The sequence below is a fragment of the Microbacterium sp. NPDC087665 genome (assembly GCF_044743285.1).
Lineage (GTDB): Bacteria > Actinomycetota > Actinomycetes > Actinomycetales > Microbacteriaceae > Microbacterium.
Map to the genome: position 1 here is coordinate 122,578 of NZ_JBIUWD010000001.1, position 24,264 is coordinate 146,841.

Sequence of the window (24,264 nt, forward strand, 5' to 3'; positions counted from 1 at the left end):
TACTGTGCGCATGGCACAGTACTCACTGCGTGATCTGGGAGAGGATGCCGAGCGTCTCGGTCTGCGTCTGCTCGCGGGTCCGCTCGACGACCGCTCCCTCACCCGCGTCGATCTCGTCTCGGTCGACCGCCTCGACACGCTCACCGCCGGAACGCTCGCGATCATCCCCGGCGACGAGCAGCCGCCGCCCTTCCGCATCGACGTCGCCCTGCGCCAGGCCAGCGCCCGCCAACTCGCCGGCATCGTCTTCTCCACCGCCGTGGCCCTCGCCGAGACCGCGACCGTGCTGGCCGACCGCGGCGGGGTGCCGGTCTTCGCCGCCGTCGGCATCGGATCCGCCGACCTCGCGAAGGCCGTCGACCGGGCGATCTCGGGCGGAGCATCCGAAGCGATGATGCGCGGCGCCGCCGCCATCTCCGCCGCCACCGCCGCCGCCTCCGAGCCCGGCAGCACCGCCGACAGCATCCTGCTCGCCGCGGGTGGCGTCTTGGGCGCCGAGCTGTCGCTGGTGTCCGACCCCGCCGTCGCCTGGACCGACACCGACGCCGTCTTCATCGGCGAGGTGCCCGTCGGACGACTCATCGCCTCGTCGGCCGACGGCGCCACCGAGGTCTCGCTGCCGGTGATCGCCTCACTGCTGTCGCGCGTCGCGCAGCGGCAGAGCAGCGACCGCTACGCACCCACGCAGTCGCGCGCCGATCTGCTGCTCGAGCTCGTGCTCGCCGATCCGTCCCGCGCCGAGGGTTTCGTCGCGCAGGCCGCCCGGCTCGGCCTGCCCCTGCCGCAGTCGCACGTCGTCGCCTGGCTCGCCCCCACCCGCACGACCGACCCCGGGGCGCGCGCGCCCCGCAGCGTGCAGCCGGCACTCGAACTGTTCGCCCTGCAGCTCGTCGAGGCGCGCGACGAGATGTGGCACGTCGCGTTCCTGCAAGACGACCTCATGCTCGTCTGCACCGAAGAGCACGGTGCCGGCGACCACCAGCGGCGCGTGCGCGAGGTGGCGATACTGATCCAGCAACAGGCCCAAGAGCTCGCCGGTGCCGACTGGGCCTACACGCTCGGTCTCGGCACTCCGCAGCTCGGTGCCCTCGGGCTGCGGCAGTCGGCGGCCGAGGCGCGCATCGCGGCCGAGTCGGCCATCGCCGCCGGGCGCTTCGGCGGGGTCGAGCTCACCGACGTCACGGGTCTGCGGCGGGTGCTGCTCGATGTGTACGCCTCGCCGATCAGCCGCGAACTGCTGCACGACATCCTGCGCCCGCTCGATGATCTCGGCCCCGAACGCGCGCTGCAGTCGGTGCGCACCCTGCTCGTCTATCTCGCCCACAACGGGTCGCTCGTGCATGCCGGCAAAGAGCTCATGCTGCACCCGAACGGCGTCGGATACCGCATGCGCCGCATCCGCGACCTGCTCGGCATCGACCTGAGCGACCCCGACGCCCGCTTCGCCGTCGAACTCGCCTGCCGCGTGCGGCTGCTCGCCGCCGGGTAGCCGGCCTCGCGCGGCCCTCACTCAGGACAGATTGCTCGATCTCACCCCGTTGACACGGTTTCGGGCAGCATTTCGACCGTTCGTCCTGAGTTGGGGCCGGGGTTCGGCCGGCATAACTCCTCAGAATCCGGCCCGCGCGGCCCGAACAGCCGGAATCCGGGGCGAACGCGACGGATTCTGAGGAGTTATGCGCCGAGCTCGGCGCGCAGCGCCGCACCATCGGCATCGAGCTGCGGAGCGCGAGGCAACCGCGCCGTGCCGTTCGTGCCCAGCGCCGAGCGGGCGATCGACACGCCATCGTCGTGCTCGATCAGGCCCAGCGCCGCGGCCTGCGCACCCCGCGCCGCCTCTTCGGGACTGCGCACCTGCGCCACGAGCACCCGCGCCGCCTTCAGGCGGGCGACCACGTCGTCGACCGAGAGGGTCGCGACCCGGGCCGACAGCATCCGTTCCAGGTCTTCGCGTCCTTCGACGCGCGCCTGGTTGCCCGCCCATGCCGGTCCGCCCAGCACGCCTGCGAGATCGAGGGCATCGACCAGGCGGGCGAACATCGCGTCGTTCGTGGCGCCGAGCACGACATTGCCAGCGGATGCCGCGAACGCACGGTACGGCACGATCGACGGGTGCGCGCTGCCCCACGGTTTCGAGGGCGGCCCTCCCGCCGAGGTGGCGGCGATGACCGTGCCGAGCGAGCTGAGCGCCGTGGCGAACAGCGAGAACTTCAGCCGCCGTCCGACACCCGTGCGCTGCCGTTCGAGCAGAGCGGCGAGCACCCCGTTGATCATCGACATGCCGGTCGCGATGTCGACCATCGCGACGCCCGACCGCACCGGGTCGGCGCCCTCGTAGCCGGTGACGTGCATGAGGCCGGATTCCGCCTCGACGGTCACGGCGGTGCCGGGCTCGGCCGCGAGCGGTCCGTCTTGCGAGAACCCGCTGATCGACGCGTAGACCAGCTGCGGGAACCGTTCGCGCATCGCGTCCGCGCCGATTCCGAGCCGGTCGGCGACACCGGGCCGGAAGCTCTCGACCAGCACGTCGGCCGTGCCGATCAGCCGATGCGCCGTCTCGCGGTCGTGCGGGTCGGCGAGGTCGAGGGCGATGCTGCGCTTGCCCCGGTTGATCGCGTGGAAGTAGGCGCTCGCGCCGTGCACGAACGGCGGACCCCAGTGCCGGGTCTCGTCGCCGATGCCGGGCTGCTCGACCTTGATCACGTCGGCGCCCAGCTCGGCGAGGGTCATCGTCGCGTAGGGGCCGGCGAGCAGGCGAGTGAAGTCGATCACGCGGATGCCGGTCAGCGGGCGGAAGTCTCCGTCGGTCATGCGCGATCCCCCTCGATGCTCGTCTCTGCGACGCTACTCGGGGGTCGGATGCCCCCGGCATGGAGCCTGCGCACACCGGCGCTCCCCCGCTGTAGGTCTTCACCACATGACCGGGCACCACTCGGGGCTCTAGGCTCGCAGCACCGATCGAAGCGCGACCCCGAGTCCCGGCGCACGAGGAGACCCCATGCCGTACACAGATTCCGCCGACGTCCGCCTCTACTACGAAGTCTTCGGCGAGGCGGATGCTCCCGTGCTGGTGCTCGTGTCGGGGGGCGGCGCGCAGCTGCTCGCCTGGGACGAGCGCTTCATCGAGATGCTGACCGACGGCGGACTGCGGGTGGTGCGGTTCGACAATCGCGACACCGGGTTCTCGGCACGGTTCGGCGGCCCCGACGACGTCGACGGCGGATACTCGCTGTCGGACATGGCCGGCGACATCCTGCGCGTGCTCGACGACCTCGGCGTCGAATCGGCGCACGTCGCCGGGCATTCGATGGGCGGCATGATGGCGCAGATGCTCGCGATCGAGCATCCGCAGCGCGTACGCAGCCTCGGGTTGCTGTCGACCATCCCGGGCCAGTCGCCGCGGTACGTGCTGCACGGCGAACGGCCCGAACTCGCCGAGCCGCCCGTGCGCATCACGCGCGAGCAGGCCGTGGCGTTCACCGAGGCGGCGTTGCAGGCGGCCCCTCCCGGCCGCTACGACCCGCAGGTCGCCTGGCACATCGCCGCGACCGGCGAGGCGTACGACCGCGGCTACTTCCCCGAGGGCTTCTCCCGGCAGTGGGCGGCCCTGCGGCGAGCGCCCGAGCGGCTCGAAGATCTGAAGGCGGTGACGGTCGCCACGCTCGTGCTCCATGGGCGCGACGACGACGTGCTGCACTGGGCGTCGGCCGTCGACATCGCCGAGGCCATCCCCGGCGCCGAGTTGCAGGTGCATGCCGACATGGGCCACCTCATCCCCCACGAGCTGTGGCCCGACATCGCCACCGCGCTCCTGCGCACCGCCGCACGGGCCGACGAGCAGCGCGAGGCCTGACCGCGCGGCCGGTCACCCCCGGCGATCGCCTCAGCGTCGCGCGTCAGCGATCCGCCTCGGCGTCGAACGACTCCACGCCCGTCTGGGTGAAGGGGTGCGGCCCGCGAGGGCCGAACACGAGCACGAGTTCAGCGGGAGCATCCGATTCGTTGCGCACTCCGTGCTGCATGCCCTCGGGGGCGTAGAAGGCGTCGCCGACCCGCAGCACACGGCGGTCGCCCTCGGAGGTGACCACGACCTCGCCGCGCGTCACGATGTACATCTCGTCGGAGCTGTTGGTCGAGCAGCTGTCGGGGTCGCCCGCGAGGTGATGGTGCTCGCCCTCTTCGGCGCCGGGCTCGAGGTGGTAGAACATCACCGAGGTCGGCAGCGCCGTCGTCTGCTGGAAGTACCACTCGATGCCCACGCGTCCTTCGCCGTGGTACAGCTCCCAGTCGTGGCTGTTGTCACCCCTCTTCTGCACGCGCATGCTGACAGTGTGCGCGGGCGGTGCGGGTCGCATCTATGGGTCGATCGTCCACGCTGACGCGAGCGCGATGGGTGATCAGCAAGATCGGTTCGCCGAGTCGCGTCACGAATTCAGATATTCAGCGTCTTTCTCTGTGAAGGGCTTCTGCACTTCGGCCGGCCTCCCCGCCGGCAGCCGGACTTCGGCCGGCACACATGATCCGCGGTCCCCACGCCTGGATCCGAGGGAGGGCACCCCACGCCCTCCCTCTTCTCCGTTTCCGGGGCCGTCGTCCCCCCTCGCATTCGGGAGGAGATCCGCATTCGGGAGGGTGATTTCGGGGATTCGATCCTCCGCAGCGCAGATCTCCTCCGTAGTGACGGGCGGATGCTTCAACTCAGCGTCCTCTCAGACCCGACCCCTATCGTCGCTGTCTCGTTGTCCATCCTGGGGAGGTCGGCTGACGAAAGGTGATGTATGTACATCTTCAACACCGGAGTCGCCGTCGCACTCGTCGTCGTCACGTTCTTCATCGGGGTGCGGGTGCACGCGGTCCGCACCCGAGCCACGGTCGACGATGGGCGCGTCAGCCGGTACGTGTATCCGGCCGCCTTCGCCTTCTGCGCGGTCGCACTGTGGAACGATCCGCTCTTCGAACCGGCCTGGCTGCAGCTTCTCCCGTTCGTCGTCGCCCCGTTCATCGCCGGCTTCGTCGTCCGTCTGGTGCTGGTGAAGGCCGAGAGCCACCGCGCGACTCCGCCGCCGTCCGCTCGTTCGGGAGGAGATCCGCATTCGGGAGGGTGATTTCGGGGATTCGATCCTCCCGAATGCCGATCTCCTCCCGAATGACGGGCGGATGCTCCCACTCAGCGTCCTCTCAGAACGGATGCCTATCGTCGCCGGGTCGTTGTCCATTCTGGGGAGGGTCGACCGACGAAAGGTGACTCATGAATGCCTGGAACCTCGCGAACGCGATCGCTCTCGTCGTCGTCGCACTCTTCCTCGGGATACGGGTGCACGCGGTGCGCTCACGGACCGCGATCGGCGACGGCCCGGCCACCCGTTATCTCTATCCGGCGGTCGTCGGGGGTACCACGGTCGCACTGTGGAACGACCCCCTCTTCGAACCGGCGTGGCTGCAGCTGCTTCTGCTCACCACCGTGCCGTTCACGATCGGCTTCGCCATCCACCTGATTGCGTTCAGGCGACAGCGCCGTCGCGAGGCGGAGTAGCCGCAGCATCCGCCGATCTCGAAACGATTCGTCATGTTGGCGTGATGTTTGGCCTCGAACTCGTCTTATAGGTGAAGGTCGGCAGAGTCGTCTCCGATTTCCGAACCGGAGACCTTCGGACCCGAATCCAGACGGATGCCACACCCTTCGGCGGGGAGGAAGCATGATCTCCTCTCCGCCGGAGTCTTGGGCGGCGCCGCGCGCGACTCCGCAGGTACCCCGCGCCTGACACCGCCGTCATTCAGGAGGAGATCGGCATTCAGGAGGATGCTTCGCCAGCATTCGTCCTCCGCACTGCCGATCTCCTCCCGCATGCAGCTCTCCCCGTGTGCGGGTCGCCTCCCGCGGTGCGAGAGACTGGACACGCGGATGCTGTCCGCCGACGCTCGAGGAGAACCATGTCCGAAGCATCCGCCGCCCTGAACCGGCCGCTCTGGGGCGCCACCTTCGGGCAGGCCGTCTCGCGCTTCTTCCGCAAGTACTCGACGTTCCGGGGGCGTGCATCCCGCAGCGAATACTGGTGGGTCGCCCTCTTCCTCTTCCTCATCACCCTCGTGCCGAACGCCTTGCTGGTGGCCGGCGTGACCATCGGGGTGCAGAGTGCCCTCGAACTGCGTGAGCCGGTCTCGATGGGCGCGAACCTCGACGACAGCACGCTGATCGGCTACAGCCAGCCCGGTATCTTCGCGGATCCGACCGCGATGCTGCTCATCACCCTGGGATCGGTGATCGGCGGCCTCATCGTGCTCGCGATCATCGTGCCGAGCCTGGCGCTCACCTGGCGTCGACTGCACGACGCGGGGCTCGGCGGCCCGTGGTTCTTCCTGACGCTCATCCCGGGCGTCGGAGGGTTCTTCCTGCTCGCGCTCATGCTGCAGCCCGCGAAGAAGGAAGGCCGCCGGTTCGACGTGCCCCTCGCCTGACGGGCGGCGGTGTCAGCCCTCGCGCAGGCCGAGCGTCGGGATGAGCCCCTCCAGATACTGCGCGGTGTCTTCCCATCCGGTGACGGCATGGCAGGCCACTCCCAGCGCGAGCACGGGATAGTCGTTGCCGTCGGGGTCGAGACGGTCGCCGACGAACAGCATGTCGTCGAGAGGGATGCCCGTCTGCTCGACGAGCCGATTCATGCCGTACGCCTTGTCGATACCGCGCTCGGTGATGTCGATCGACGTCGAACCGCCGGACCGCACTTCGAGGTCGGGCAGTCGCGCGGCGATCGCGGCCCGCAGCGCATTCTTCTTCTCGCCGGTCGGGTCCCACGCCGACTTCGCCGCGACCGGAGCCTGCTGTCCGAGCGCCGAGAACGTGACCTGCGAACCGCGGTCTTCGATGATCTCGCCCCAGGTCTCGGACTCCCAGAGCCCGAGTCGCCGCGCCCCCTGCTCGACGATGACGATCGCTTCCGCCCTCCGCTCCGCATCGAGGCTGAGGGCGTAGACGGTTTCGATGCCGTCGGGTCGGATGCGGTAGTACTGCGTTCCGCAGGCGGGCAGCAGGTGGAACTGCGCCAGATCTTCGGCGCTGGCATCCGGCAGACGGTCGACGACCTGGGCCGTGAACTGTCCGAGCTGGCCGCCCGAGATGATCGCGATCTCGACACGTGCGGCGAGATCGAGCAGGAGGGAGGCGATCCGGGGGTCGATCGCGCTCTTCGACGGTGCCAGCGTGTCGTCGAGATCGAAGGCCACCAGGCGCGGTGCGGCGCCGTTCACTCGGATGCCTCGGCCGGGGCATCCGCCTGCGCCCGCACGGGCCCGGTGCTTCCGCGCACGATGAATTCGACGGGCGGCAGATCGATCGTTCCGGGTTGGCGGCCCTCGACCAGGGCGACGAGGGTGCGCGCGCACGCGTTGCCCCACTGGAAGACGTCTTGCCGCACCGTCGTCAGCGGGGGGATGATGTACGGCGCGAGCGGGATGTCGTCGAATCCGACGATCGAGAGATCGTGCGGCACGCGTACGCCGCGATCGATCGCCGCCGAGATGCCCGCGATGGCCATGATGTCGTTGGCGTAGATGATCGCCGTCGGGGGCTCGGGGTGGTCAAGCAGTTCGTGCGTGGCACGCGCGCCCGATGCGCCGGTGAAGTCGGCCTGCGCGATCGGGCCGGGTTCGAGACCGAGCTGCGCGAGCTCGGTCAGCCACGCCTCGCGACGCACACGGGAGTGCACGTAGCGGTCGGATCCTGCCACGTGCGCGATGCGCTGGTGGCCGAGAGCGTGCAGGTGACGCACGGCGCGTCGGATGCCGGCGGCGTCGTCGAGCCCGATCGGTGCGGTGTCTTCGCCGCCGCCGGCCCCCAGCAGCACGCAGGGCATGCCCAGCGCCGCGAGTTCGGCCGGTCGTTCGTCTTCGATGCGGAGGTCGGTGAGGAAGACGCCGTCGACGCGCGCCTCGTGGGCGAAGCGCGAATACGCGTCATGCTCGGCCTGCTCACCGTCGACGACCTGCAGCACCAGGGCGTATCCGACGGTCGAGAGGAAGCTCTCGACCCCGGCGACGAACTGCGGGAAGAACGGGTCGGTGCTGAGCAGCTCGGGATCGCGCCGGATCACGAGCCCCACCGCCTGGGCGCGGCTGCGCGACAGGGCGCGTGCCCGGGCATCCGGACGCCATTCGAGCTGGCGCGCCGCCTCGAGGATGCGCTCCTTCGCCTCTTCGCCGACGCCAGGGCGCCCGTTGAACACGAACGACACCGCGCTCTTCGACACCCCGGCCCGTGCCGCGACGTCACCGATCGTGATCTTGCGTTCGCGAGGCGCACCCGCGGGTGCTGCGGATGCCGTCGTGCCGGCGCCCTGTCCATCGGGGGGTGTCGCGTTCATGGTTGTAGTGTAGCCGACCGTTTAGCGCGATTTAGCTCCGTGAGCCGATACCACCATCACCCTCCCTGGCGCTGGCATACCGGCCATCCGAGGGGACGCGCGCCTCAAGGTTGACCACAAACTCCAAAACCGGTTTACTAAGAGAGTTGTCAACGTCGAGCACCTCGCCGATCACCGGCGGATGTGCGACGACGGACGGTCGTATCAGTGAGGAGCAATCGCGATGGGCAGTGCCGCACCAGCGCAGAAATCGAACATCGGGCTCCCGCGACGACGCGGCAGTGCGCTGCGCCGCTGGCTGGGCGACAACCCGCTCGGCCTATTGCTGAGCGCCCCGTACACGGCATTCGTGATCGTGGTGTTCCTCATCCCGTTCGGCTTCGGCATCTGGATGTCGGTGCACGACTTCTACTTCACGGCCCCCGGCGTCGCCGTGGAGCATCCGTTCGTCGGCTTCGAGAACTTCGCCGCCGTGCTCGGCGACCCGATCGTGCGCCAGGCGTTCGGCAACCTGCTGATCTTCCTCGTCATCAACGTGCCGCTGACCGTCGTGCTCGGCCTGCTGCTGTCGTCCGGACTCGACGCGGTCGTGCACTGGAAGGGCTTCTTCCGCATCTCGTACTACGTGCCCTACGTGACGGCATCCGTCGCGACGCTCGCGGTGTGGATCTTCCTGTTCAACGGCAACGGCGTGGTCAATTCGATGCTCGGCTCGCTCGCCCCCGACCCGTCGTGGCTGGCGAACCCCGCGCTGATCATGCCGCTCATCGCCGTCTACGTCACCTGGAAGAACCTCGGGTTCTACATCCTGCTCTACCTCGCAGCGCTGCAGAACGTGCCGAAAGAGCTGCACGAGGCGGCCCAGCTCGACGGCGCCGGCCGGTGGCAGCGCTTCCGCTCGGTGACGCTCCCCGCCGTGCGTCCGGTGACGTCACTCGTCGTGCTGCTGTCGATCATCACCACCGGTCAGATCTTCACCGAGCCGTACCTGCTCACCGGTGGCGGCCCCAACAACGCGTCGATGACTCCGGCGCTGCTCATGTACCAGCAGGGCATCCAGCAGGGAAAGCCCGACATCGCCGCGGCCATCGGCATGATCCTCGTCGTCGCCGTGATGATCGTCTCGCTCGTCTCGCGCCGCATCACGGAAGGCAAGAACCGATGACCACGTCGACGATGCGCGAGAAGCGCTCCGTGCGCAGCGGCCGGGTGCTATCGGTGCTGCGATTCGCCCTGTTGCTGATCGGTGCCCTCGCCGCTCTCGTGCCGTTCTACTACATGGTGATCGGCGCCCTCCAGCGCAAACGCGACACCAGCCTGTTCGGGCTGCTGCCGCTGCCCGAGAACCTCACCTTCGACAACTTCGTCGAGATCAACGAGTCGGTCAACCTGCTCGGATCGCTGCTCAACTCGCTGATCTTCACGGCCGGCGTCGTCGGATGCACGCTCGTCTTCGGTCTGCTCGTCGGCTACGCGCTGGCGGTGCTCTCGTTCCGCGGTCGCGGGATCGTGTTCGCGCTCGTGCTGCTGGTGCAGGCGATCCCGTTCCAGTTGCTCATGATCCCCCTGTACGTGATGGTCGTGCGCTACTTCGGGCTCGCCGACAACTTCATCGGCATGATCCTCCCGTTCGCGATCAACTCGGTCGCGGTGCTGATCTTCCGGCAGTACTTCCTGCAGATCCCGCGCGACGTGTTCGACGCGGCCCGCATCGACGGCGCCAGCGAACTGCGCATCCTGCTCTTCATCGCCGTGCCTCTCGTGCGCCCGGCCGTGCTGACCGCGATGCTCGTGACCTTCATCGGGCCGTGGAACGAGTTCCTCTGGCCGTTCCTCGTCACGAAGGACGCCACGAAGCAGACGCTCGCCGTGAGCCTCGCGAACTTCTCCCAGACGAACGGCTCGTTCCTCGAGAACCCGATGGGCGCCGTGCTCGCCGGTGCGTGCGTGCTCGCCGTGCCCGTGGTCGTGCTGTTCCTCCTGTTCCAGCGGCACTTCACCTCAGCGAATCTCGGCTCGGCCATCAAGGGCTGAACCGTCGACACCGAAACACCTCGAAGGCAAGGCAATGACCCCATCCCCCACCACCGCACGCACGACCGCCGTCCCGTACGCCCTGACTCGGCTCGGCACGATCATGTCGGCGAACCCCGGCGACCCGCTCGAGGCGGAGGGAGTGCTCAACCCGGGAACGGCGTGGGGCCCCGACGGCGAGCTCTACCTCTACCCGCGCGTCGTCGCCGCCGGCAACGTCTCGCGCATCGCGCGCGCCCGGGTCGTCATCGAAGACGGTGTGCCGGTCGACGTCGAGCGCCTCGGCGTCGTGCTCTCACCCGATGAGCAGTGGGAGCACGGCACGCAGAACGCCGGCGTCGAAGACCCGCGCATCACGTTCCTCGAGCCGCTCGGCCTGCACGTGATGACGTACATCGCCTACGGCCCACTGGGCCCGAAGCCGGCGCTCGCCTACTCGCACGACACCGCCACGTGGACCCGCCTCGGCCCGATCCAGTTCGCGTATCAGCCCGAGCTCGGAACCGACCTCAGCCTGTTCGCCAACAAGGACATCGTGTTCTTCCCCGAGCTCGTTCCCGGTCCCGACGGAAAGCCCAGCATCGCGCTGCTGCACCGCCCGATGTGGGACCTCGACTGGCTGCGCCCCGGCGAGGGCGCCCGCCCGCCGGTCGGCATCGACGAGGAGCGTCCGTCGATCTGGATCGGTTACGTCGACGTCGACGCGGCACGAGCGGATGCATCCGCCCTCACCCGCGTGCACGGCTCGGCGATGATCGCCGCACCCGAGATGGCCTACGAGAGCGCGAAGATCGGTGCCGGGCCTTCTCCCCTGCGCGTGCCGGAGGGCTGGCTGCTGCTGCACCACGGGGTCTCGGGCGCGACCCCGAAGGGCTTCGAGCTGGCGCACGGCTCGGTGTACTCCGCCGGTGGGATCCTGCTCGACGCCGACGACCCGCGGCGGATCCTCGCTCGCTCGCCCGAGCCGCTCCTCGCTCCCGAGACCGCGGAAGAGACGCAGGGCACGCTCGCGAACGTCGTCTTCCCAACCGCGGTCGAGCAGATCGGCGACCGCACGTTCGTCTTCTACGGCATGGCCGATTCGTCGATCGGCGTCGCGGAGCTCACGCACCTCTGACCCACGGCATCCGTCACCGCAAGGGCCGCTCCCGATCCCGGGGGCGGCCTTTCGTGTGCCGCGCCGCCGGTTCCCGAGCGACGAGCGCAGCGACGAGACGAAGCCGGCCCCAACTCAGGAAGAAGGTCGCAGGCCAGCCCGGAATCACCCGATTCGAGACCTCCGCCGCAGGTTTTCCTGAGTTGGGTACGGCCCGCGTGCGCAACTCCCGAAGAACCGCGAGGATCGGCCCGGGTCCTGCGTCTCGCTCCGCTCGCTCAGGAACCCGATCCCGACACGGCGAAGGGCCGCCCCGACGGGAGCGGCCCTTCGCTGTTTCACCCTCAGTCGCGGGTCTGCCGCCGCACCTTCGTCGCGGCTGCGCCCGAGATGAGCAGCAGCAACGCGATGGCGAGGGTCCAGGGCAACCAGGTCAGGTCACCGCCGGTGCCGGGCAGGGCACCGGGGCCGTCCGCACCGCCCGGAGCTCCCGGCGTGCCGGGCCCACCGGGGGTGCCCGTCCCGTCGGCTGCGAGGACCAGCACCGGGGTCGAGGCGATGTCGGCATCCGCCAGCATCACGACGATCGTGTGCTCGCCCGGATCGGTGTCGGCGGGCACGGTGCCGCGGAATGCGATCACGCCGTCATCATCGGCCGTCACGGTGCCGAGGTCAGCCGGGGCCGACCGCAGCTGGACGACGTACTCCACGCCGGGCTCGAACCCGGTTCCGCTGACGTCGATGCGTCCGCCGACCTTCGGCGTTCCTTCGACGCGCACGACCGGCGTCACGACCTCGGGATCGACGGTGACGGTGATCGGCGCCGACGACTCCGACCAACCACCCGCGTTCTGCGCACGAACGGTGACCGGGTATTCACCGGGGGCGAGCCCGGTGACGGATGCCTCGAGCACTGCGGCTTCGCTCTGCACCGTGCGATCGCCGACGGTGACCTCGTAGGCGACGATCGGGGATCCGCCGATGTTCTCCGGCGCCGACCACTGCACGTGCACCCTGTCGCCCACCGCGGTGGCGGCGACGTCACGGGGGGCACTCGACACGGCGTCGAGACGTACAAGGCCGGCGAGCGCGGCTTCGAGAACCACCGCGGCCGCGTCGACCTGCGCCTGGGGCGAACCGGCGGCGCGCACCACGTCTTTCGCGGCTTCGAGAGCCGGCAGCACCGGCGCCCAGCTGCTCGGCGTGTAGGCGGTGCTGTCGAGTGCGTTCGCCGCATCGATCTGTGCCTGGATGCGCGCGGTGTCGGCCGAGACCGTGACCTCGCACCAGGCGATCTCGGTGCCGCCGTCGTGCCGCAGACCGACGGTCGTGCGTCCGGGTTCGTGGGTGGCGAGATCGACCTCGATGCGACCGTCGGCCGATTCGCGGGCATCGCCCTTCACGGTGGCGATCGATTCGTCCATCGACACGGCGGTGAAGCGGTCGTCCAGGTCGACGGGCGACACGGTGGCCGCGACGACCGCCGCCCCTCCACGGCCCGCGGAGACAGGCCCCGCGCACTCGAGCGTGTAGCCGCCGTACAGCTCGAACTCCCAGATGTTGAGTCCGTACTGCGTCGCCGGCACGCCCGTCAGTCGCACGTAGCGCACGTCTGCCGGCGCGAAGTCGAGCGTGTGGGTGAGCGACGGTTGCGCCGCTTCGACCCGCGCGAGCGGAACCCACGTCGTTCCGTCGACCGATCCTTCGATGCGGTAGTTGTTCGACGTGCCCGATTCCCAGGCGACGACCGCCCGCGAGACCGAGGTGACGCCACCGAGGTCGACCTGCAACCAATGCTCGGCGACGGCGCGCGCCGACGACCACTTCGTCGACCGCGATCCGTCCGTCGCCTTGGGGGCGACGACGGTCGCGACGTTGTTGTAGACGCTGTCGGCCGTGGTCGGGCGGGCGAGGGCGAGGTTGCCCTTGCCGCTCGGAACCGACGGAGCATCCACGACCAGCCGGTCGGAGAACACCTCGAACTCCCACAGCGACGGACCGTAGTCGAGCGCACGGGTGAGGGTCTGCATCCGCACGAAGCGGGCGGTTTGACCCTCGAGGGTGATCACGTCGAGGCCGCCGTCGCTTCCCGCACCCGGGGTGACGTACGCGTCGCGCCAGGTCTTCCCGTCGTCGGAGAGCTGGATCTTGTAGGTCTTCGCGTAGGCCGCCTCCCACCACAGACGCACGGTCGACACGGGCTTCGATTCGCCGAGGTCGATCTGCGCCCAGGCGCTGTTGGCGTTGTTGCCCCGCCAGCGCGTCTCGGGGTCGCCGTCGGCGAGCGCGGTCACGAGGTTGTACCCGGCGTAGCCGGAGGCGCGCGTCGCACTGTCGATGGCGAGGTTGACGCTCGACGACACCGACAGTTCGCGGATGCCGTACGCCGACGATCCTCCGTCGAGCAGCAGCACGCGCACGTGCTCCGCCGGCGTCGGGGTGATCGCGATCTCGGAGAGTCCGCCCTCGCCCTTCGTGACGTGCGACTGGTCGGTCCAGTCCACCCCGTTCGGCGACGTCTGCACGACGAAGTCGGTGGCGGGGGCATCGGTCCAGTCGATCGAGACCTTCGTGACCCACGAGCCGCGAGGCAACGTGGTCGACACCCCCTGGGTACCGCCCTCGGCCGAACGCCAGACCGATTCGCGGTCGCCGTCGCCGAGCGCGGCCACGGTCGACGAGTCCGCCGTGCTGCTGGCGCTGTACGCCGACGCGGCCGGAAGGTCACCGGCGGCGAGCGCGGCGGTCACGGTCTTGCCCATGTTCTCGCCGGATCCGAGCGCGAACGCACCGTGCCAGTTCTGTCCTGCGCCCTGCAGCGTCACACTGACCGAGAGTCCGGGGCGATCCGGGTTCGAGAGGCTGACCACCGGGGTCGCACCGCGTTCGTCGAGCAGCACGATGCTGGGCTGATCGACCGCGAGGGTGCGGCCGTCGCCGAGGTCGAGCGAGCCGGCGGTGTAGAACGTCGCCATGGTGATGCCCGCCTCGGCGTGCCGCACGGCCTGCACCTCGGTGTCGTTGCGGAGCGTGCGCACGGTCGGCTTCGCCGCGTACGCCTCGACCTCGGACGGGGTCGCCGCCGGCAGCACGGTGTAGTCGTACTGTGCGGCAGACGGCTTCACGCCGTGATCGATGGTGAGCGAGAACGCATCACGGCTGAGGGGTTCCTCCCCCTCCCAACTGCCGGTCTGGGTCTTGTTCGAGACCGTGACGTCCTGACCCGCGGCGAACACGTAGCCGACCTCGTCGTTGTATGCCCAGTGAGCACCCCCGACGCTCTGCTGGTCGGTGCCGGGGTTCACGGCCTTGCCGTCGACGGTCGCGTTCTCCTTGGCGGATGCCTGATTGATCGTGGTGTGCACGGCGGCGTCGCTCGTCGAGACGATGCCCGCTCCGAGGGCGACCATGCCCTCGTCGAACGAGAAGTAGCTCTTCTGCGCGTTCGTCCCGGCCGTGTCGAGCGTGAGCACGCTCACGCCGTACTCGCCGTTCGAGGTGCCGCCGGTGAAGCTCGCTCCGTCGCCGTTGCGCCCGCGGTTCTCGAAGCCCCGCTCGGTGCGCTTGACGTTCGGCGCCGTCACACCGGGGTAGTGCCACCAGTCGAATGCCGGTCCGAGATCGAGGTATTCGCGGTTGTTGACCTGGATGGCCGTCGAGCCCATCGCGTTCCAGAACACCGGGTTGCCGACTTCGTCGCGGTACGAGGTGCGCAGTTCGGCACCGAACGTGCGCGATGAGTTCAGCCGGGTGAAGATGCCGTAGCCGTCACGCAGGTGCGACGAGAACTCCGACCGCCAGAAGTACTTGTTGCCGGTGACGCCGTTCGTCTCGGTCTTGCCGAGCACCCCGTCGAGCACCGCCTGGTAGGCGGTGGAGTACAGAGCATCCGTGCGCACCATCCTCTGCAGCGGTTCGATGAACTCCGAGGCGTGGCTCGTGATGACGCCCACCGTCTTCGGCGGACGGTAGTTGAGATAGAGCATCCCGATCTCGCCGCGGATCAGCCAGCGCGTGCCGCTGATGAAGTAGAACGCGATCGAGTCGAGCTGGTCGCGCGTGAACGCGAGACCGGTGCCGCGCGCGACGTCCGACCACAGGGCGGCGTAGGTGAAGAGCACCATGCCGTAGCCTTCGCTGTAGAGCTGGGCGCCGTGGGCCCAGAAGCTCGCGTCGGGTTGCACGGCCTCCTGCACGGTGCCGGAGTGGTCGACGGCGATCGTGGCGACGATCGTCGCGAACCCCTCTTTCACCTTGGCGATGTCGCGTGTCGAGAGTGCTTCGAAGATGTAGTTCGAGGTGCGCCACGAACCGTTGGCGCCCACCGGGTCGAGCTTGCCGGTGTTGTGCTTCAGCGCGACATCGAAGGCCGCGGGGCTCAACGCGGAACCGAGGAACATCGAGATGCGCCCCATGGCGATCGACTCGCCGATCTCGGTCTCCCACCAGTTGGTGTTGCCCGGATTCACGCGGTCCCAGTGCAGCAGGGCGCGCTGCACGGAGTCGACCAGGCGTTGGTCGCCGAAGCCTGCGGCGTTCGGGTCTTTGTACGCCTGCGTCATCGCCAGCATCCGATAGAGCGCGGTGTACGCCGACCAGACGCTGCCGTTCGCCGAGCTCGTGCGGTCGGCGTAGTTCACGTCCGACCATGAGCCGTCTTCGTTCTGCGACGCGACGTAGTCCAGCGCCTCCGACGTGCGGGCGAGGTAGATGCCGTTCGCGATGATGATGTCGTCGCCCTGGCCGAGGTAGTACTCCTCGAGGCGATCGATGACGGTCGCGACATCGTCTTCGGGAGCGGCGGATGCCGGGGCGGCGACGATCGCCGACGAACCGATGACCAGGGCGACGGTGAAGGCGATGAACGCGGTGATGCGTCTCATGGCGAGGCTCCTTTGCCGGGGTGCCGTGAAGCGGGTGAGGCGGATGCCTCGAAGGGTATGGGTGCGAGGTCGTCCGTGCTCGGGTGCACGGAGCGGGAAACCCCGGGGTGCGCGCCATGACACGCTCACCCCGGGGGCGATCGGCCGGGGAGCCGATCCGATCGATCAGCCCTGAGCGATCAGCGCGTCGATCTTGTCTGCGGCGGTCGAGAAGGTCTCTTCGAGGTCACCCTCTCCGGCCTGCACGGCCTGACCCCACGCGTCGCGGAAGGTCTGCCACATCTCTGTCGCGTCGGCGACGTTGGGAACGTCGACCGTCAGCGGAACGGATGCCGCGAACGTCGCCAGCACGGGGTTGCTCGCGAGGTAGTCGGCGGCGATCGTGTCGATGTCTCCGCGGATCGGGAACTGCCCCGTGGTCTCGAGCAGTGCCAGGTCGTTGTCGGCATCCATCGAGAACTTCACGAAGTCCCAGGCGGTCTGCTTGTTCTCGCACGAGGTGTAGAGCCCGACGTTCTTCGAGTCCCCGAACGTGTAGGTCTCCTCGGCAGCGGTGCCGTCGGCGGTCGGCAGCGGCACGATGCCGTAGTCGATCTTGCCGTCGAACGCCCCGGCGCCCCACGGACCTGCGATGCCCATGGCCGACACTCCGTCGGCGAAGGGGCCGGCCCAGGCGTCGCCGCTGTAGGCCTCGGCCGAGGAGTAGCCCTCGGCGTAGAGCGTCTTCCAGAATTCGAGGGTCTCGAGGCCCTCTTCGCTGGTGAACGCGGCGGCGCCGTCGCTCACCAGCTGGGTGCCGCCCGAGTTGGCGAGGAAGAACGGGTAGAAGTCGAAGAGCGAGTTCGTGTAGTCGCCGGATGCCGGCGGGTACAGCACGAAGTCGGCGGCGCCGCTCTCCTTGATCGCGGCGGCGGCGGTGAGAACGTCGTCATAGGTGGCGAGCTCGGGGTTCTCGGGGTCGAGCCCGGCCGCCGCAAAGACGTCCTTGTTGTAGTAGAGCATGAAGGGGTTGGCCTTCCACGGCACCTGGTACAGGTCGCCGTCGGGCGAACGGAAGCCGTCTGCTGCGTCACCCGAGCGCTCGGTGATGAACGATTCGCCATCGTCGAACGTCGTCGAGATGTTCACCAGGCCACCCTGCTTCTGGAAAGCGGGGACGGCCGCGGGGGCGGTGTTGTACACGAGGCACGGAGTGTTGCCGGCCGTGATCGCTGCGCCGATCGCGTCTTCGGAGGACTTGCCCGAGGGGATCGCCGCCGCGGTGACCTGCTCGTCGGGGTGATCGGCGTTCCACGCCTCGACCACGTCTTCGGCCCAGGCGATCTCCTGCTCGTTCGTCGAGTACCAGATCGTGATGGGGCCGGAGGTCAGTTCGCCCCCGTCGGGAGCACCGGCCTCAGCGGTCGAGCCGCACGCCGCGAGGGGCAAGGCGAGGGCGGCCAGTGCAACGACTCCTGCATAACGCTTCATTGCGAGAAACTCCTTCGTTCGGAAGCCGCGCCTGCGAGCTTCCTTGCTGTGCTGGGGTCTGGTCTCTACGGGTGAGGCCGAACACAAATCAGTAAACCGGTTTTGTAAGTGAATGTCAATCAGTCCGGTTCAGATTCTGCACGATTGGCTCAGATGCCGTCGCAATGGCCGATCGATGGCCGCGTCACCGCCATCTGAACGCGCTAAACAGCACTAAACAGGGAGTTCTGGGGCTGTCCGACATCGCACGCACCCCTCACGGCTGCGTCTCCGCTTCGGCCCCGGAGACGGCGCCGGCCCGGTACCACCGGCTGCTCGGCCGACGCGGCGTCTCGCGCTCGCGGACGTGGTCGCGCCATGCCAGCCCGAATCCCAGCGCGGAGACGATGAACACGACAACCAGCGGGATGATCGCCTCGCCGACGTGCGTCGCGATCGGACCGAACAGAAGGATGCCGCCGACGACGAGGAACACGACTCCCTGCAGCAGATAGGCCTGTCGATGCGTCATCCCACTCCCGTCCGGGCACTCAGCAGTCGCCGGACTCCGCCGTCGGCGGATGCACCCTCTTGTGAGACGTTCTCCGCCGGAGAATCAGTCGCACCGCCCACGCACGCACGAGCCACCCCCGGCCGCGCGACGCAGAAGGGGGTGGCTCGTATTCACAGGGGCGCTCGGCGGGCGGGGCATCCGACAGAAGACGGATGCTCCGCTCGGCGAACGGGTCAGAACGACGTGATGACCACCCGGGTGATGTTGGGGTCGCGCAGCGCCTCGTAACCCTCGTTGACCTCGTCGAGGGCGATCTCCTTCGACAGCAGCGAGTCGAGTTCGAAGCGGCCTTCGAGGTAGAGCTTCGCGTACATCGGGATGTCGCGCTTCGCCGTGGTCGATCCCATGTAGACGCCCTGGATGCGCTTCTGCGTGCCGATCAGGCCGACCTGGTGCACGTCGATGTGAGACGTGGGGTCGATCACGCCGATCAGGTACAGGCCGCCGCCGGGAGCCGCCATCTCGAGCCCCTGCTCGGCGACGACCTTGGTGCCGACGAAGTCGAAGACGGCATCCGCACCGCGTCCGGTGATCTCGAGGACCGCGGCGACCGGGTCGACCTCTTTCGAGTTCACGACGTGCGTGGCGCCGAACTCGCGCGCCTTGGCGAGCTTGTCGTCGGCGATGTCGACGGCGATGATCGTCGTCGCGCCTGCGACGAGCGCACCGTTGATGGCGTTGAGTCCGACGCCGCCCGCACCGATCACGACGATCGAGTCGCCGGCCTGCACGTCGGCGGTGTTGAGCACCGAGCCCGCGCCGGTCACGACACCGCAGCCGAGCAGCGCCGCCTGGGCGAAGGGCACCTCGTCGGGAACCTTCACGAGCTGGTTCTCGTGCACGAGCGCCTGCTGCGCGAACCCGCCGAGACCGAAGGCCTGTCCGACCGACGATCCGTTCTCGCTGAGGCGGGGTGCCTCTCCCGCTGCACGCAGCGTGGCCTCGGGGTGCAGGCACTGGAAGACCTTGCCCGACAGGCACTTCTCGCAGGCGCCGCAGTACTGCACGAGGCATCCGACGACGTGGTCTCCGACGGCGATCTCGGTGACGGAGGGACCGACCTTGGTCACGACTCCCGCGAGTTCGTGTCCGAACACTCCGGGCAGTTCGTTGCCCAGATCGAAGCGCGACATCGTGAGATCGGTGTGGCACAGGCCGGATGCCTTGATGTCGACGAGCACCTCGCGACCGATCGGGTCGGCGATGTCGATGTCTGCGCTGACGAACCCTGCGCCGAGCTCGCGCACGAGTGTTGCCTTCATTTGCTCTCTCCTTCAGAGGGGTGTCCGTCGGCGTCTCCGGCGGACGACGGGATGCTCGAGTGCATCCAGCGGGGCATGAGCTGCATCAGGTGGTGCGCGAGCTCATCCTCCGTCGCTTCGATGTCGCCCAGCACCCACGAGGCGATGAGCCCGGTGGCGGCGTGCGCGATGTAGGTGGCGGCGATGTCGGGATCGAGCCCGGCGGGCGGATGCGCGGAGTCGCGGATGTGCGCGACGATCTCGACCCGCATCAGCTCGGCCACCCGGGCCTCGACACCCCGGGGAACCGCCACGGCGAACGCTCCGGCGTAGAGCGAGCGATACTCGGCGTAGTGGGCGATCAGCGCGCGCTGCGAGCGCTCCATGACGGTCACGTCGATCGTTCCGGCATCCGCTTCGCGCGAGGCGACCGCGATGTCGTGGAACGCCTGCTCCTGCAGATGCAGAGCGAGATCGTCGACCCCGGAGAAGTGCGTGTAGAACGTCGCGCGGGCGACACCCGCCTTCTCGGTGACGGTGCGTGCGGTGATCTCGGTGCCGGCGTCGGCGAGCTCACGGACCGCGTCGTAGAGACGGGAGCGGGTGGCCGCCACGCGGCGGTCGGTCGAAGACCGGAGCCCGTCGCGCACACTCGCGAGATCCGGGGTCGCGTCGATGCGATTCATGCATACGACTGTACTCCTGTTGCTGGACAGGTGTCTAGAAGTGGCCTACTCGCCCTGATCCCTCCGGCGTTGCCGGCGCCACTCCCCCAGCGACCCGACGGCGAAGATCACGCACGACAGGAACGACGGGATCGCCACATAGGGCCAGAAGGACTCCTCCCCGAGCATCCGCAGCCCGAACAGCAGGAATCCCACCGACGACGCGCCGTAGATGATGACCTGCCGCATGCCGAGATCGTCGGACTTCGAATGCTTGCTCCCCGTGCTCATGGACTCTCCGATCGGTGGGAACGCTTCGCCACTAGAGATGACGGCTCCGCCCGAGGAATCGGTCGGCATCCGCGCCGAGAAGACCACTCGCGCGAGCCATTTCGCGCCGACGCCGTAAGAATCCGACCCCGACCTCGTCTCATAAGGGGGCGTATCGCCCCGATCGTTCATCTCTGGGGGAAAGGAACGACATGAGCGAGGGCATACCTCTCTGGTCTCCGCATCTTTACAAGGCACCGGCATCCGCCGCGCACGCGCGTTTCCATGTGCGCGCCGATCCGGCCGCCATCGCCGACGCGATCGCACAGATCGTGGTGGGGGGCCAGCACACCGACTTCCAGATGGACGACAGCCGACAGCGTGTGCGTTTCCGCACGAAGCGCACCATCTGGACCTGGGAGATGGACGTGGGCATCACGTCGACACCGATGCGTCGCGGATCCGACGTGCAGATCGCGCTCGATGTCGCCCCCGACCGCCCCTTCGGGCCCCACGACGCCGAGAAGAACGAGGCCGCCGTCGAGCAGATCCGCCGCCAGATCGAGCTGTCGATCGGCTGATTTCACGATTCGGCGTCAGATTCCGTCGTCGAACGCGTCAATAGAGGTGGGTGCCGAGTCTCGGTCTCGTGCACCCACACCCCGATCCGGGTATATCGGGGCCACCTGGTGGGTGACATGGGGGTGTCACCCACCGGCGGTGGCCGGCATCGCACATCATGCAGATGCCGGCCACCTCAATCTCGCCGCGCACGATCTGCCGGCGGATGCTCGTGGCGACGGCCGGCCTCGGGAACCATGAGACCGGCCGTCTGACGCATCCGAGGGACCCGTCGTGGTCTCGGCACGTCACTAGCAAGACGTGCAGGCCGCCGGTTTCTGTCGCCGCTACGCAATACGTCATCGCTTCCCGCCTGGCGCCACGCCTGCCGTTATGCTCATGCCCATGACTTTGGCTACCGTTCAGCAGCAACTTTCCACTCCCGAGGGGTTCGCGAAGGCCGTAAACGCCCGGGGCACCGCCTACGGTGTCGGCATCGCCAGCCTGGGGCTGGGCGTCGCAGGCTTCCTCCTCAATCTCTTCTTCACCGGCCAGGCCCTGGACTGGCAGTGGAACTACGTGTTCCCGCTGCTCTTCCGGCCCGACCTGTTCGAATACTCCAACACGCGCGGACAGATCTGGGCGTACATCTACGCGTGGGCACCGATCGTCCTGATCCCGCTCGGCATCATCCTGCTCGTCGTGCACTTCTCGACGCGCAAGACGGCGGGGGCCTCGCTCTTCGCCGACTTCCAGTCGCGCGGATGGGTCGGCAAGCAGCGTTACACGGGCCTCAAGGTCAAGAACGGCAACGCCGATGTCGACACCGTCTTCATCTCGCACCCGAGCACTCCCGACGAGACCTTCGACGCCATCGCGCTGCAGTACCAGACGCACATCTCGAGCCTCGACAAGAAGGCCCTCAAGGCCACCGCGGCCGCTGCGGTCAAGGCGGGCATCCTGAACGGCACCAGCGCTGCCGCACTCGCGCAGGGTCTTCCCACCGAGATCACGGCTGCTCCGGCGCAGGGCAAGGGCGAGTTCGCGGTCGTGGTTCCGCCCGCTCCGGGCTCTTCTGCGAAGTACCGGGTGCTCGCGATCAAGGGCTAATTCTTCTTCTCAGTCGAAAATTCGACGAGCGAGCGTCAGATTCCGGACGCTCGCTCGTCTTTCTTTTGAGGGATAGTCGGTTTCCTCACCTACGCGGCGATTCCAGGGGAGTCTCGCGCGAAGGGGGCGGAGTGTGGTGCGCCGCCCCCTTCACCCTCCACTGAAGCGAATTGGTGAGTGATGAGCTTGATCTTGATGGATGCCCGTGAACGAGCAGGCAGCGCTGACGCGATCGATGGAGCCCTCGCGGCAGCCGATCCGGCACCGGGTCTTGCGATCACGCCGCGGCCCGAGGCATACGGCCTCTCCGAGTCACGGCGAGAACGACGTTTCCTGGGCGACGACGCGTTCGTCGAGCTCGGCACGGCGATCGCCACCGGCGCACTGTCCGATGGCGACCTGATCCGCGACCGCGACCTCGCCGCGCAGATGGGTGTGTCTCGTACGCCCGTGCGCGAGGCGATCCTGCAGTTGCAGCACATCGGTCTGGTCGAGGTGCTCCCCTCGCGGCGCACCCACGTGACCCCGCTCACGCACGAGATCGCTGACGACTGTCGGCGCTGGGCCGGGTACTGCGGCGGCATCGCCGCTCGGCAAGCCGTAGGTCGCCTCACGGCCGCAGATGTCGAGAACGCCGACGTCCGTATCGACGCCCTGCTCGAGACACTCGGATCACCGGCCGAAGCCGCCGCCAGCGCACTCGAGCTGCTGCTGTTCTTCTCCGCACGCGCGGGGAGCCCCATCCTGCACTCCGAGATCTCCGAGCGTCAGTTCTCGCTGCTTCGGGCACTGCGACGCATCAGCTACGCGCCGAACGAGATCGAAGATGCCCGCACCGGGTGCCGTGATCTCGCCGATGCGCTCGTGCACCGCGATGGCAATCAGGCAGAGACCGCGATGCGCACGATCTTCGGCATCAGCTGAGTCCGATGACGGATTCCACGCGACGCCAGCAACAGTTCGCGGAGGGCAAGGCGGTGCTCGAGGCGACCGGGGGGACGGTCGCCTCGAACGTCATCGACGCGCTCGGAGAAGTCTCGCCCGAGCTTCGCCATCAGATCGTCGCGTGGGGATATGGCGACATCATCGCCCGCCCGGGTCTAGCACCGCGCGACCGGCAGCTCGTCACCCTGGGCATGCTCACCGCACTCGGCGGGTGCGAACCCCAACTCGACATCCACATCAACGCGTCGCTGAACGTCGGGCTCACGCCCGAGCAGATCATCGAAGCACTGCTGCACTCGTCGGTCTACTGCGGATTTCCCCGCGCCATGAACGCGACGTTCGCCGCCAAGAAGGTCTTCGAACAGCGCGGGCTGCTCCCGGCCGAGTAAAGGGGCGCTCAGTCCGCGTCGACCGGAGGCGTCTCGCTGCGGCGATACCCGGGGCCGACCTCGGCATCCGCAGCGACAGCCGCGGCCTTGCGGCGCCGCTGCACCAGCACCAGCACGACCGCTACGACGACCAGCACCACCACGAGTCCGATGCCGACCCAGAGCACCATCGGCAGAATCGGGTTCGCGACGAGCTGCTCGTCGTCGACCCCCTCGATGTGATCGGCCGACGCCGTGCGCACGAGCGGCGTCGTCGAGTCGCCGATGTAGACGCTGATCAGAGCGGTCGCGCGGAGCTCGCCCTCGGGGATGTCGGCGACAGTCGCCGGGATCTCGAAGGTGCTCGTGGCCGCAGCGTCGAGCGTCGTGGTCCAGGTCACCTCGTTGCCTTCGACCACGGCCCCCTCGAGGACTTCGTCGGCAGCATCCACCTCGATGTACGCCGGCGGGGTGAGCGCGATGCGCGCGTCGATCGACTCTCCTCTATTAACGACCTCGGCCGTGTAGGTGAGGTCGTCTCCCGGGGCGAGGGTGTCGACACCGCTGGTGAGGGTGATGGAGAGGTTGGGCGCGGCCTGCGCCGGAGCGACCTGCGCACCGAGCATCCCGAGCACGGGAATCGCGAGCGCGGCGACCCCGACGAACCGTCGGACTGTTGAGAGGAGTGTGCGTGTCATATATGAGTGTGCG

General features: G+C 68.4%; 23 protein-coding genes. 12 read left to right on the top strand and 11 right to left on the bottom strand.

The window, feature by feature from the left end:
• Positions 1–10: 10 nt before the first annotated feature.
• Entirely contained in the window at positions 11–1,489 is a 1,479-nt protein-coding gene (locus tag ACIOSY_RS00570; RefSeq protein ID WP_400847367.1) for a PucR family transcriptional regulator, read from the top strand.
• 185 nt (positions 1,490–1,674) lie between these two features.
• Here ACIOSY_RS00570 and ACIOSY_RS00575 read toward each other — a convergent pair whose 3' ends face one another.
• Entirely contained in the window at positions 1,675–2,811 is a 1,137-nt protein-coding gene (locus tag ACIOSY_RS00575) for a CaiB/BaiF CoA transferase family protein (RefSeq protein WP_400847370.1), read from the bottom strand.
• 187 nt (positions 2,812–2,998) lie between these two features.
• Here ACIOSY_RS00575 and ACIOSY_RS00580 point away from each other — a divergent pair, with 187 nt between their 5' ends.
• Positions 2,999–3,853, top strand: a complete 855-nt coding sequence (locus ACIOSY_RS00580) for an alpha/beta fold hydrolase (protein ID WP_400847373.1) — start codon at positions 2,999–3,001, stop codon at positions 3,851–3,853.
• Positions 3,854–3,896: 43 nt separating this feature from the next.
• Here the strand turns inward: ACIOSY_RS00580 and ACIOSY_RS00585 are convergent, their stop codons facing one another.
• The gene (locus ACIOSY_RS00585) at positions 3,897–4,322 is read right to left on the bottom strand and encodes a cupin domain-containing protein (RefSeq protein WP_400847376.1); all 426 of its coding nucleotides are present in this window, start codon (positions 4,320–4,322) and stop codon (positions 3,897–3,899) included.
• A 456-nt stretch (positions 4,323–4,778) separates the two neighbouring features.
• Here ACIOSY_RS00585 and ACIOSY_RS00590 point away from each other — a divergent pair, with 456 nt between their 5' ends.
• The 3 genes from ACIOSY_RS00590 (at position 4,779) to ACIOSY_RS00600 (ending at position 6,456) form a co-directional block, all read left to right on the top strand.
• The gene (locus ACIOSY_RS00590) at positions 4,779–5,105 is read left to right on the top strand and encodes a hypothetical protein (RefSeq protein ID WP_400847380.1); all 327 of its coding nucleotides are present in this window, start codon (positions 4,779–4,781) and stop codon (positions 5,103–5,105) included.
• A 143-nt stretch (positions 5,106–5,248) separates the two neighbouring features.
• Positions 5,249–5,533: a hypothetical protein gene (locus ACIOSY_RS00595; protein ID WP_400847383.1), complete on the top strand. Its 285-nt coding sequence runs from the start codon at positions 5,249–5,251 to the stop codon at positions 5,531–5,533.
• Between the two features lie 398 nt (positions 5,534–5,931).
• The gene (locus ACIOSY_RS00600) at positions 5,932–6,456 is read left to right on the top strand and encodes a DUF805 domain-containing protein (protein WP_400847386.1); all 525 of its coding nucleotides are present in this window, start codon (positions 5,932–5,934) and stop codon (positions 6,454–6,456) included.
• Between the two features lie 12 nt (positions 6,457–6,468).
• Here ACIOSY_RS00600 and ACIOSY_RS00605 read toward each other — a convergent pair whose 3' ends face one another.
• Both ACIOSY_RS00605 and ACIOSY_RS00610 read right to left on the bottom strand, forming a co-directional pair.
• Complete coding sequence (locus ACIOSY_RS00605; protein ID WP_400847389.1) at positions 6,469–7,245, bottom strand: HAD-IIB family hydrolase; 777 nt, start codon at positions 7,243–7,245, stop codon at positions 6,469–6,471.
• A complete protein-coding gene (locus tag ACIOSY_RS00610; protein WP_400847392.1) occupies positions 7,242–8,357 on the bottom strand; it encodes a LacI family DNA-binding transcriptional regulator in 1,116 nt (371 codons plus the stop codon). The genes ACIOSY_RS00605 and ACIOSY_RS00610 overlap by 4 nt, the downstream gene beginning before the upstream one ends.
• 223 nt (positions 8,358–8,580) lie before the next feature.
• Between ACIOSY_RS00610 and ACIOSY_RS00615 the strand changes: the two genes are divergently transcribed.
• The 3 genes from ACIOSY_RS00615 to ACIOSY_RS00625 are packed head-to-tail and all read left to right on the top strand — an operon-like array spanning position 8,581 to position 11,508.
• On the top strand, positions 8,581–9,522 hold the full coding sequence (locus ACIOSY_RS00615; RefSeq protein ID WP_400847395.1) for a carbohydrate ABC transporter permease: 942 nt from the start codon (positions 8,581–8,583) through the stop codon (positions 9,520–9,522).
• A complete protein-coding gene (locus ACIOSY_RS00620; RefSeq protein ID WP_400847398.1) occupies positions 9,519–10,391 on the top strand; it encodes a carbohydrate ABC transporter permease in 873 nt (290 codons plus the stop codon). The genes ACIOSY_RS00615 and ACIOSY_RS00620 overlap by 4 nt, the downstream gene beginning before the upstream one ends.
• 34 nt (positions 10,392–10,425) lie before the next feature.
• Entirely contained in the window at positions 10,426–11,508 is a 1,083-nt protein-coding gene (locus ACIOSY_RS00625; protein ID WP_400847401.1) for a glycosidase, read from the top strand.
• A 323-nt stretch (positions 11,509–11,831) separates the two neighbouring features.
• Here ACIOSY_RS00625 and ACIOSY_RS00630 read toward each other — a convergent pair whose 3' ends face one another.
• From ACIOSY_RS00630 to ACIOSY_RS00655, 6 genes are all read right to left on the bottom strand, one after another.
• Entirely contained in the window at positions 11,832–16,370 is a 4,539-nt protein-coding gene (locus ACIOSY_RS00630; protein WP_400847404.1) for a polysaccharide lyase family 8 super-sandwich domain-containing protein, read from the bottom strand.
• A gap of 165 nt (positions 16,371–16,535) precedes the next feature.
• Positions 16,536–17,840, bottom strand: coding sequence for an ABC transporter substrate-binding protein (locus tag ACIOSY_RS00635; protein WP_400847407.1), 1,305 nt, complete (start codon positions 17,838–17,840; stop codon positions 16,536–16,538).
• Positions 17,841–18,096: 256 nt separating this feature from the next.
• Positions 18,097–18,351: a hypothetical protein gene (locus tag ACIOSY_RS00640; protein WP_400847410.1), complete on the bottom strand. Its 255-nt coding sequence runs from the start codon at positions 18,349–18,351 to the stop codon at positions 18,097–18,099.
• A 215-nt stretch (positions 18,352–18,566) separates the two neighbouring features.
• The gene (locus ACIOSY_RS00645) at positions 18,567–19,655 is read right to left on the bottom strand and encodes a zinc-binding dehydrogenase (RefSeq protein ID WP_400847413.1); all 1,089 of its coding nucleotides are present in this window, start codon (positions 19,653–19,655) and stop codon (positions 18,567–18,569) included.
• Positions 19,652–20,320, bottom strand: a complete 669-nt coding sequence (locus ACIOSY_RS00650; protein WP_400847416.1) for a TetR/AcrR family transcriptional regulator — start codon at positions 20,318–20,320, stop codon at positions 19,652–19,654. The genes ACIOSY_RS00645 and ACIOSY_RS00650 overlap by 4 nt, the downstream gene beginning before the upstream one ends.
• A 45-nt stretch (positions 20,321–20,365) precedes the next feature.
• Complete coding sequence (locus ACIOSY_RS00655) at positions 20,366–20,590, bottom strand: hypothetical protein (protein ID WP_400847419.1); 225 nt, start codon at positions 20,588–20,590, stop codon at positions 20,366–20,368.
• A gap of 191 nt (positions 20,591–20,781) precedes the next feature.
• Here ACIOSY_RS00655 and ACIOSY_RS00660 point away from each other — a divergent pair, with 191 nt between their 5' ends.
• The 4 genes from ACIOSY_RS00660 to ACIOSY_RS00675 all read left to right on the top strand — a co-directional run bounded on the left by ACIOSY_RS00660 (position 20,782) and on the right by ACIOSY_RS00675 (position 23,574).
• The gene (locus ACIOSY_RS00660) at positions 20,782–21,150 is read left to right on the top strand and encodes a hypothetical protein (protein WP_400847422.1); all 369 of its coding nucleotides are present in this window, start codon (positions 20,782–20,784) and stop codon (positions 21,148–21,150) included.
• 385 nt (positions 21,151–21,535) lie between these two features.
• Entirely contained in the window at positions 21,536–22,240 is a 705-nt protein-coding gene (locus ACIOSY_RS00665; RefSeq protein WP_400847425.1) for a hypothetical protein, read from the top strand.
• A 180-nt stretch (positions 22,241–22,420) separates the two neighbouring features.
• Positions 22,421–23,164: a GntR family transcriptional regulator gene (locus ACIOSY_RS00670; protein ID WP_400847428.1), complete on the top strand. Its 744-nt coding sequence runs from the start codon at positions 22,421–22,423 to the stop codon at positions 23,162–23,164.
• 5 nt (positions 23,165–23,169) lie between these two features.
• Positions 23,170–23,574: a carboxymuconolactone decarboxylase family protein gene (locus ACIOSY_RS00675; protein ID WP_400847431.1), complete on the top strand. Its 405-nt coding sequence runs from the start codon at positions 23,170–23,172 to the stop codon at positions 23,572–23,574.
• An 8-nt stretch (positions 23,575–23,582) separates the two neighbouring features.
• Here the strand turns inward: ACIOSY_RS00675 and ACIOSY_RS00680 are convergent, their stop codons facing one another.
• Positions 23,583–24,251, bottom strand: a complete 669-nt coding sequence (locus ACIOSY_RS00680; protein WP_400847433.1) for a hypothetical protein — start codon at positions 24,249–24,251, stop codon at positions 23,583–23,585.
• Positions 24,252–24,264: the final 13 nt, after the last annotated feature.

Coding starts and splice junctions, on each gene's coding strand:
- ACIOSY_RS00570 (WP_400847367.1), top strand. CDS start 11: ATGGCACAGTACTCACTGCGTGATCTGGGAGAGGATGCCGAGCGTCTC.
- ACIOSY_RS00575 (WP_400847370.1), bottom strand. CDS start 2,811: ATGACCGACGGAGACTTCCGCCCGCTGACCGGCATCCGCGTGATCGAC.
- ACIOSY_RS00580 (WP_400847373.1), top strand. CDS start 2,999: ATGCCGTACACAGATTCCGCCGACGTCCGCCTCTACTACGAAGTCTTC.
- ACIOSY_RS00585 (WP_400847376.1), bottom strand. CDS start 4,322: ATGCGCGTGCAGAAGAGGGGTGACAACAGCCACGACTGGGAGCTGTAC.
- ACIOSY_RS00590 (WP_400847380.1), top strand. CDS start 4,779: ATGTACATCTTCAACACCGGAGTCGCCGTCGCACTCGTCGTCGTCACG.
- ACIOSY_RS00595 (WP_400847383.1), top strand. CDS start 5,249: ATGAATGCCTGGAACCTCGCGAACGCGATCGCTCTCGTCGTCGTCGCA.
- ACIOSY_RS00600 (WP_400847386.1), top strand. CDS start 5,932: ATGTCCGAAGCATCCGCCGCCCTGAACCGGCCGCTCTGGGGCGCCACC.
- ACIOSY_RS00610 (WP_400847392.1), bottom strand. CDS start 8,357: ATGAACGCGACACCCCCCGATGGACAGGGCGCCGGCACGACGGCATCC.
- ACIOSY_RS00615 (WP_400847395.1), top strand. CDS start 8,581: ATGGGCAGTGCCGCACCAGCGCAGAAATCGAACATCGGGCTCCCGCGA.
- ACIOSY_RS00620 (WP_400847398.1), top strand. CDS start 9,519: ATGACCACGTCGACGATGCGCGAGAAGCGCTCCGTGCGCAGCGGCCGG.
- ACIOSY_RS00625 (WP_400847401.1), top strand. CDS start 10,426: ATGACCCCATCCCCCACCACCGCACGCACGACCGCCGTCCCGTACGCC.
- ACIOSY_RS00630 (WP_400847404.1), bottom strand. CDS start 16,370: ATGAGACGCATCACCGCGTTCATCGCCTTCACCGTCGCCCTGGTCATC.
- ACIOSY_RS00635 (WP_400847407.1), bottom strand. CDS start 17,840: ATGAAGCGTTATGCAGGAGTCGTTGCACTGGCCGCCCTCGCCTTGCCC.
- ACIOSY_RS00640 (WP_400847410.1), bottom strand. CDS start 18,351: ATGACGCATCGACAGGCCTATCTGCTGCAGGGAGTCGTGTTCCTCGTC.
- ACIOSY_RS00645 (WP_400847413.1), bottom strand. CDS start 19,655: ATGAAGGCAACACTCGTGCGCGAGCTCGGCGCAGGGTTCGTCAGCGCA.
- ACIOSY_RS00650 (WP_400847416.1), bottom strand. CDS start 20,320: ATGAATCGCATCGACGCGACCCCGGATCTCGCGAGTGTGCGCGACGGG.
- ACIOSY_RS00655 (WP_400847419.1), bottom strand. CDS start 20,590: ATGAGCACGGGGAGCAAGCATTCGAAGTCCGACGATCTCGGCATGCGG.
- ACIOSY_RS00660 (WP_400847422.1), top strand. CDS start 20,782: ATGAGCGAGGGCATACCTCTCTGGTCTCCGCATCTTTACAAGGCACCG.
- ACIOSY_RS00665 (WP_400847425.1), top strand. CDS start 21,536: ATGACTTTGGCTACCGTTCAGCAGCAACTTTCCACTCCCGAGGGGTTC.
- ACIOSY_RS00670 (WP_400847428.1), top strand. CDS start 22,421: ATGAGCTTGATCTTGATGGATGCCCGTGAACGAGCAGGCAGCGCTGAC.
- ACIOSY_RS00675 (WP_400847431.1), top strand. CDS start 23,170: ATGACGGATTCCACGCGACGCCAGCAACAGTTCGCGGAGGGCAAGGCG.
- ACIOSY_RS00680 (WP_400847433.1), bottom strand. CDS start 24,251: ATGACACGCACACTCCTCTCAACAGTCCGACGGTTCGTCGGGGTCGCC.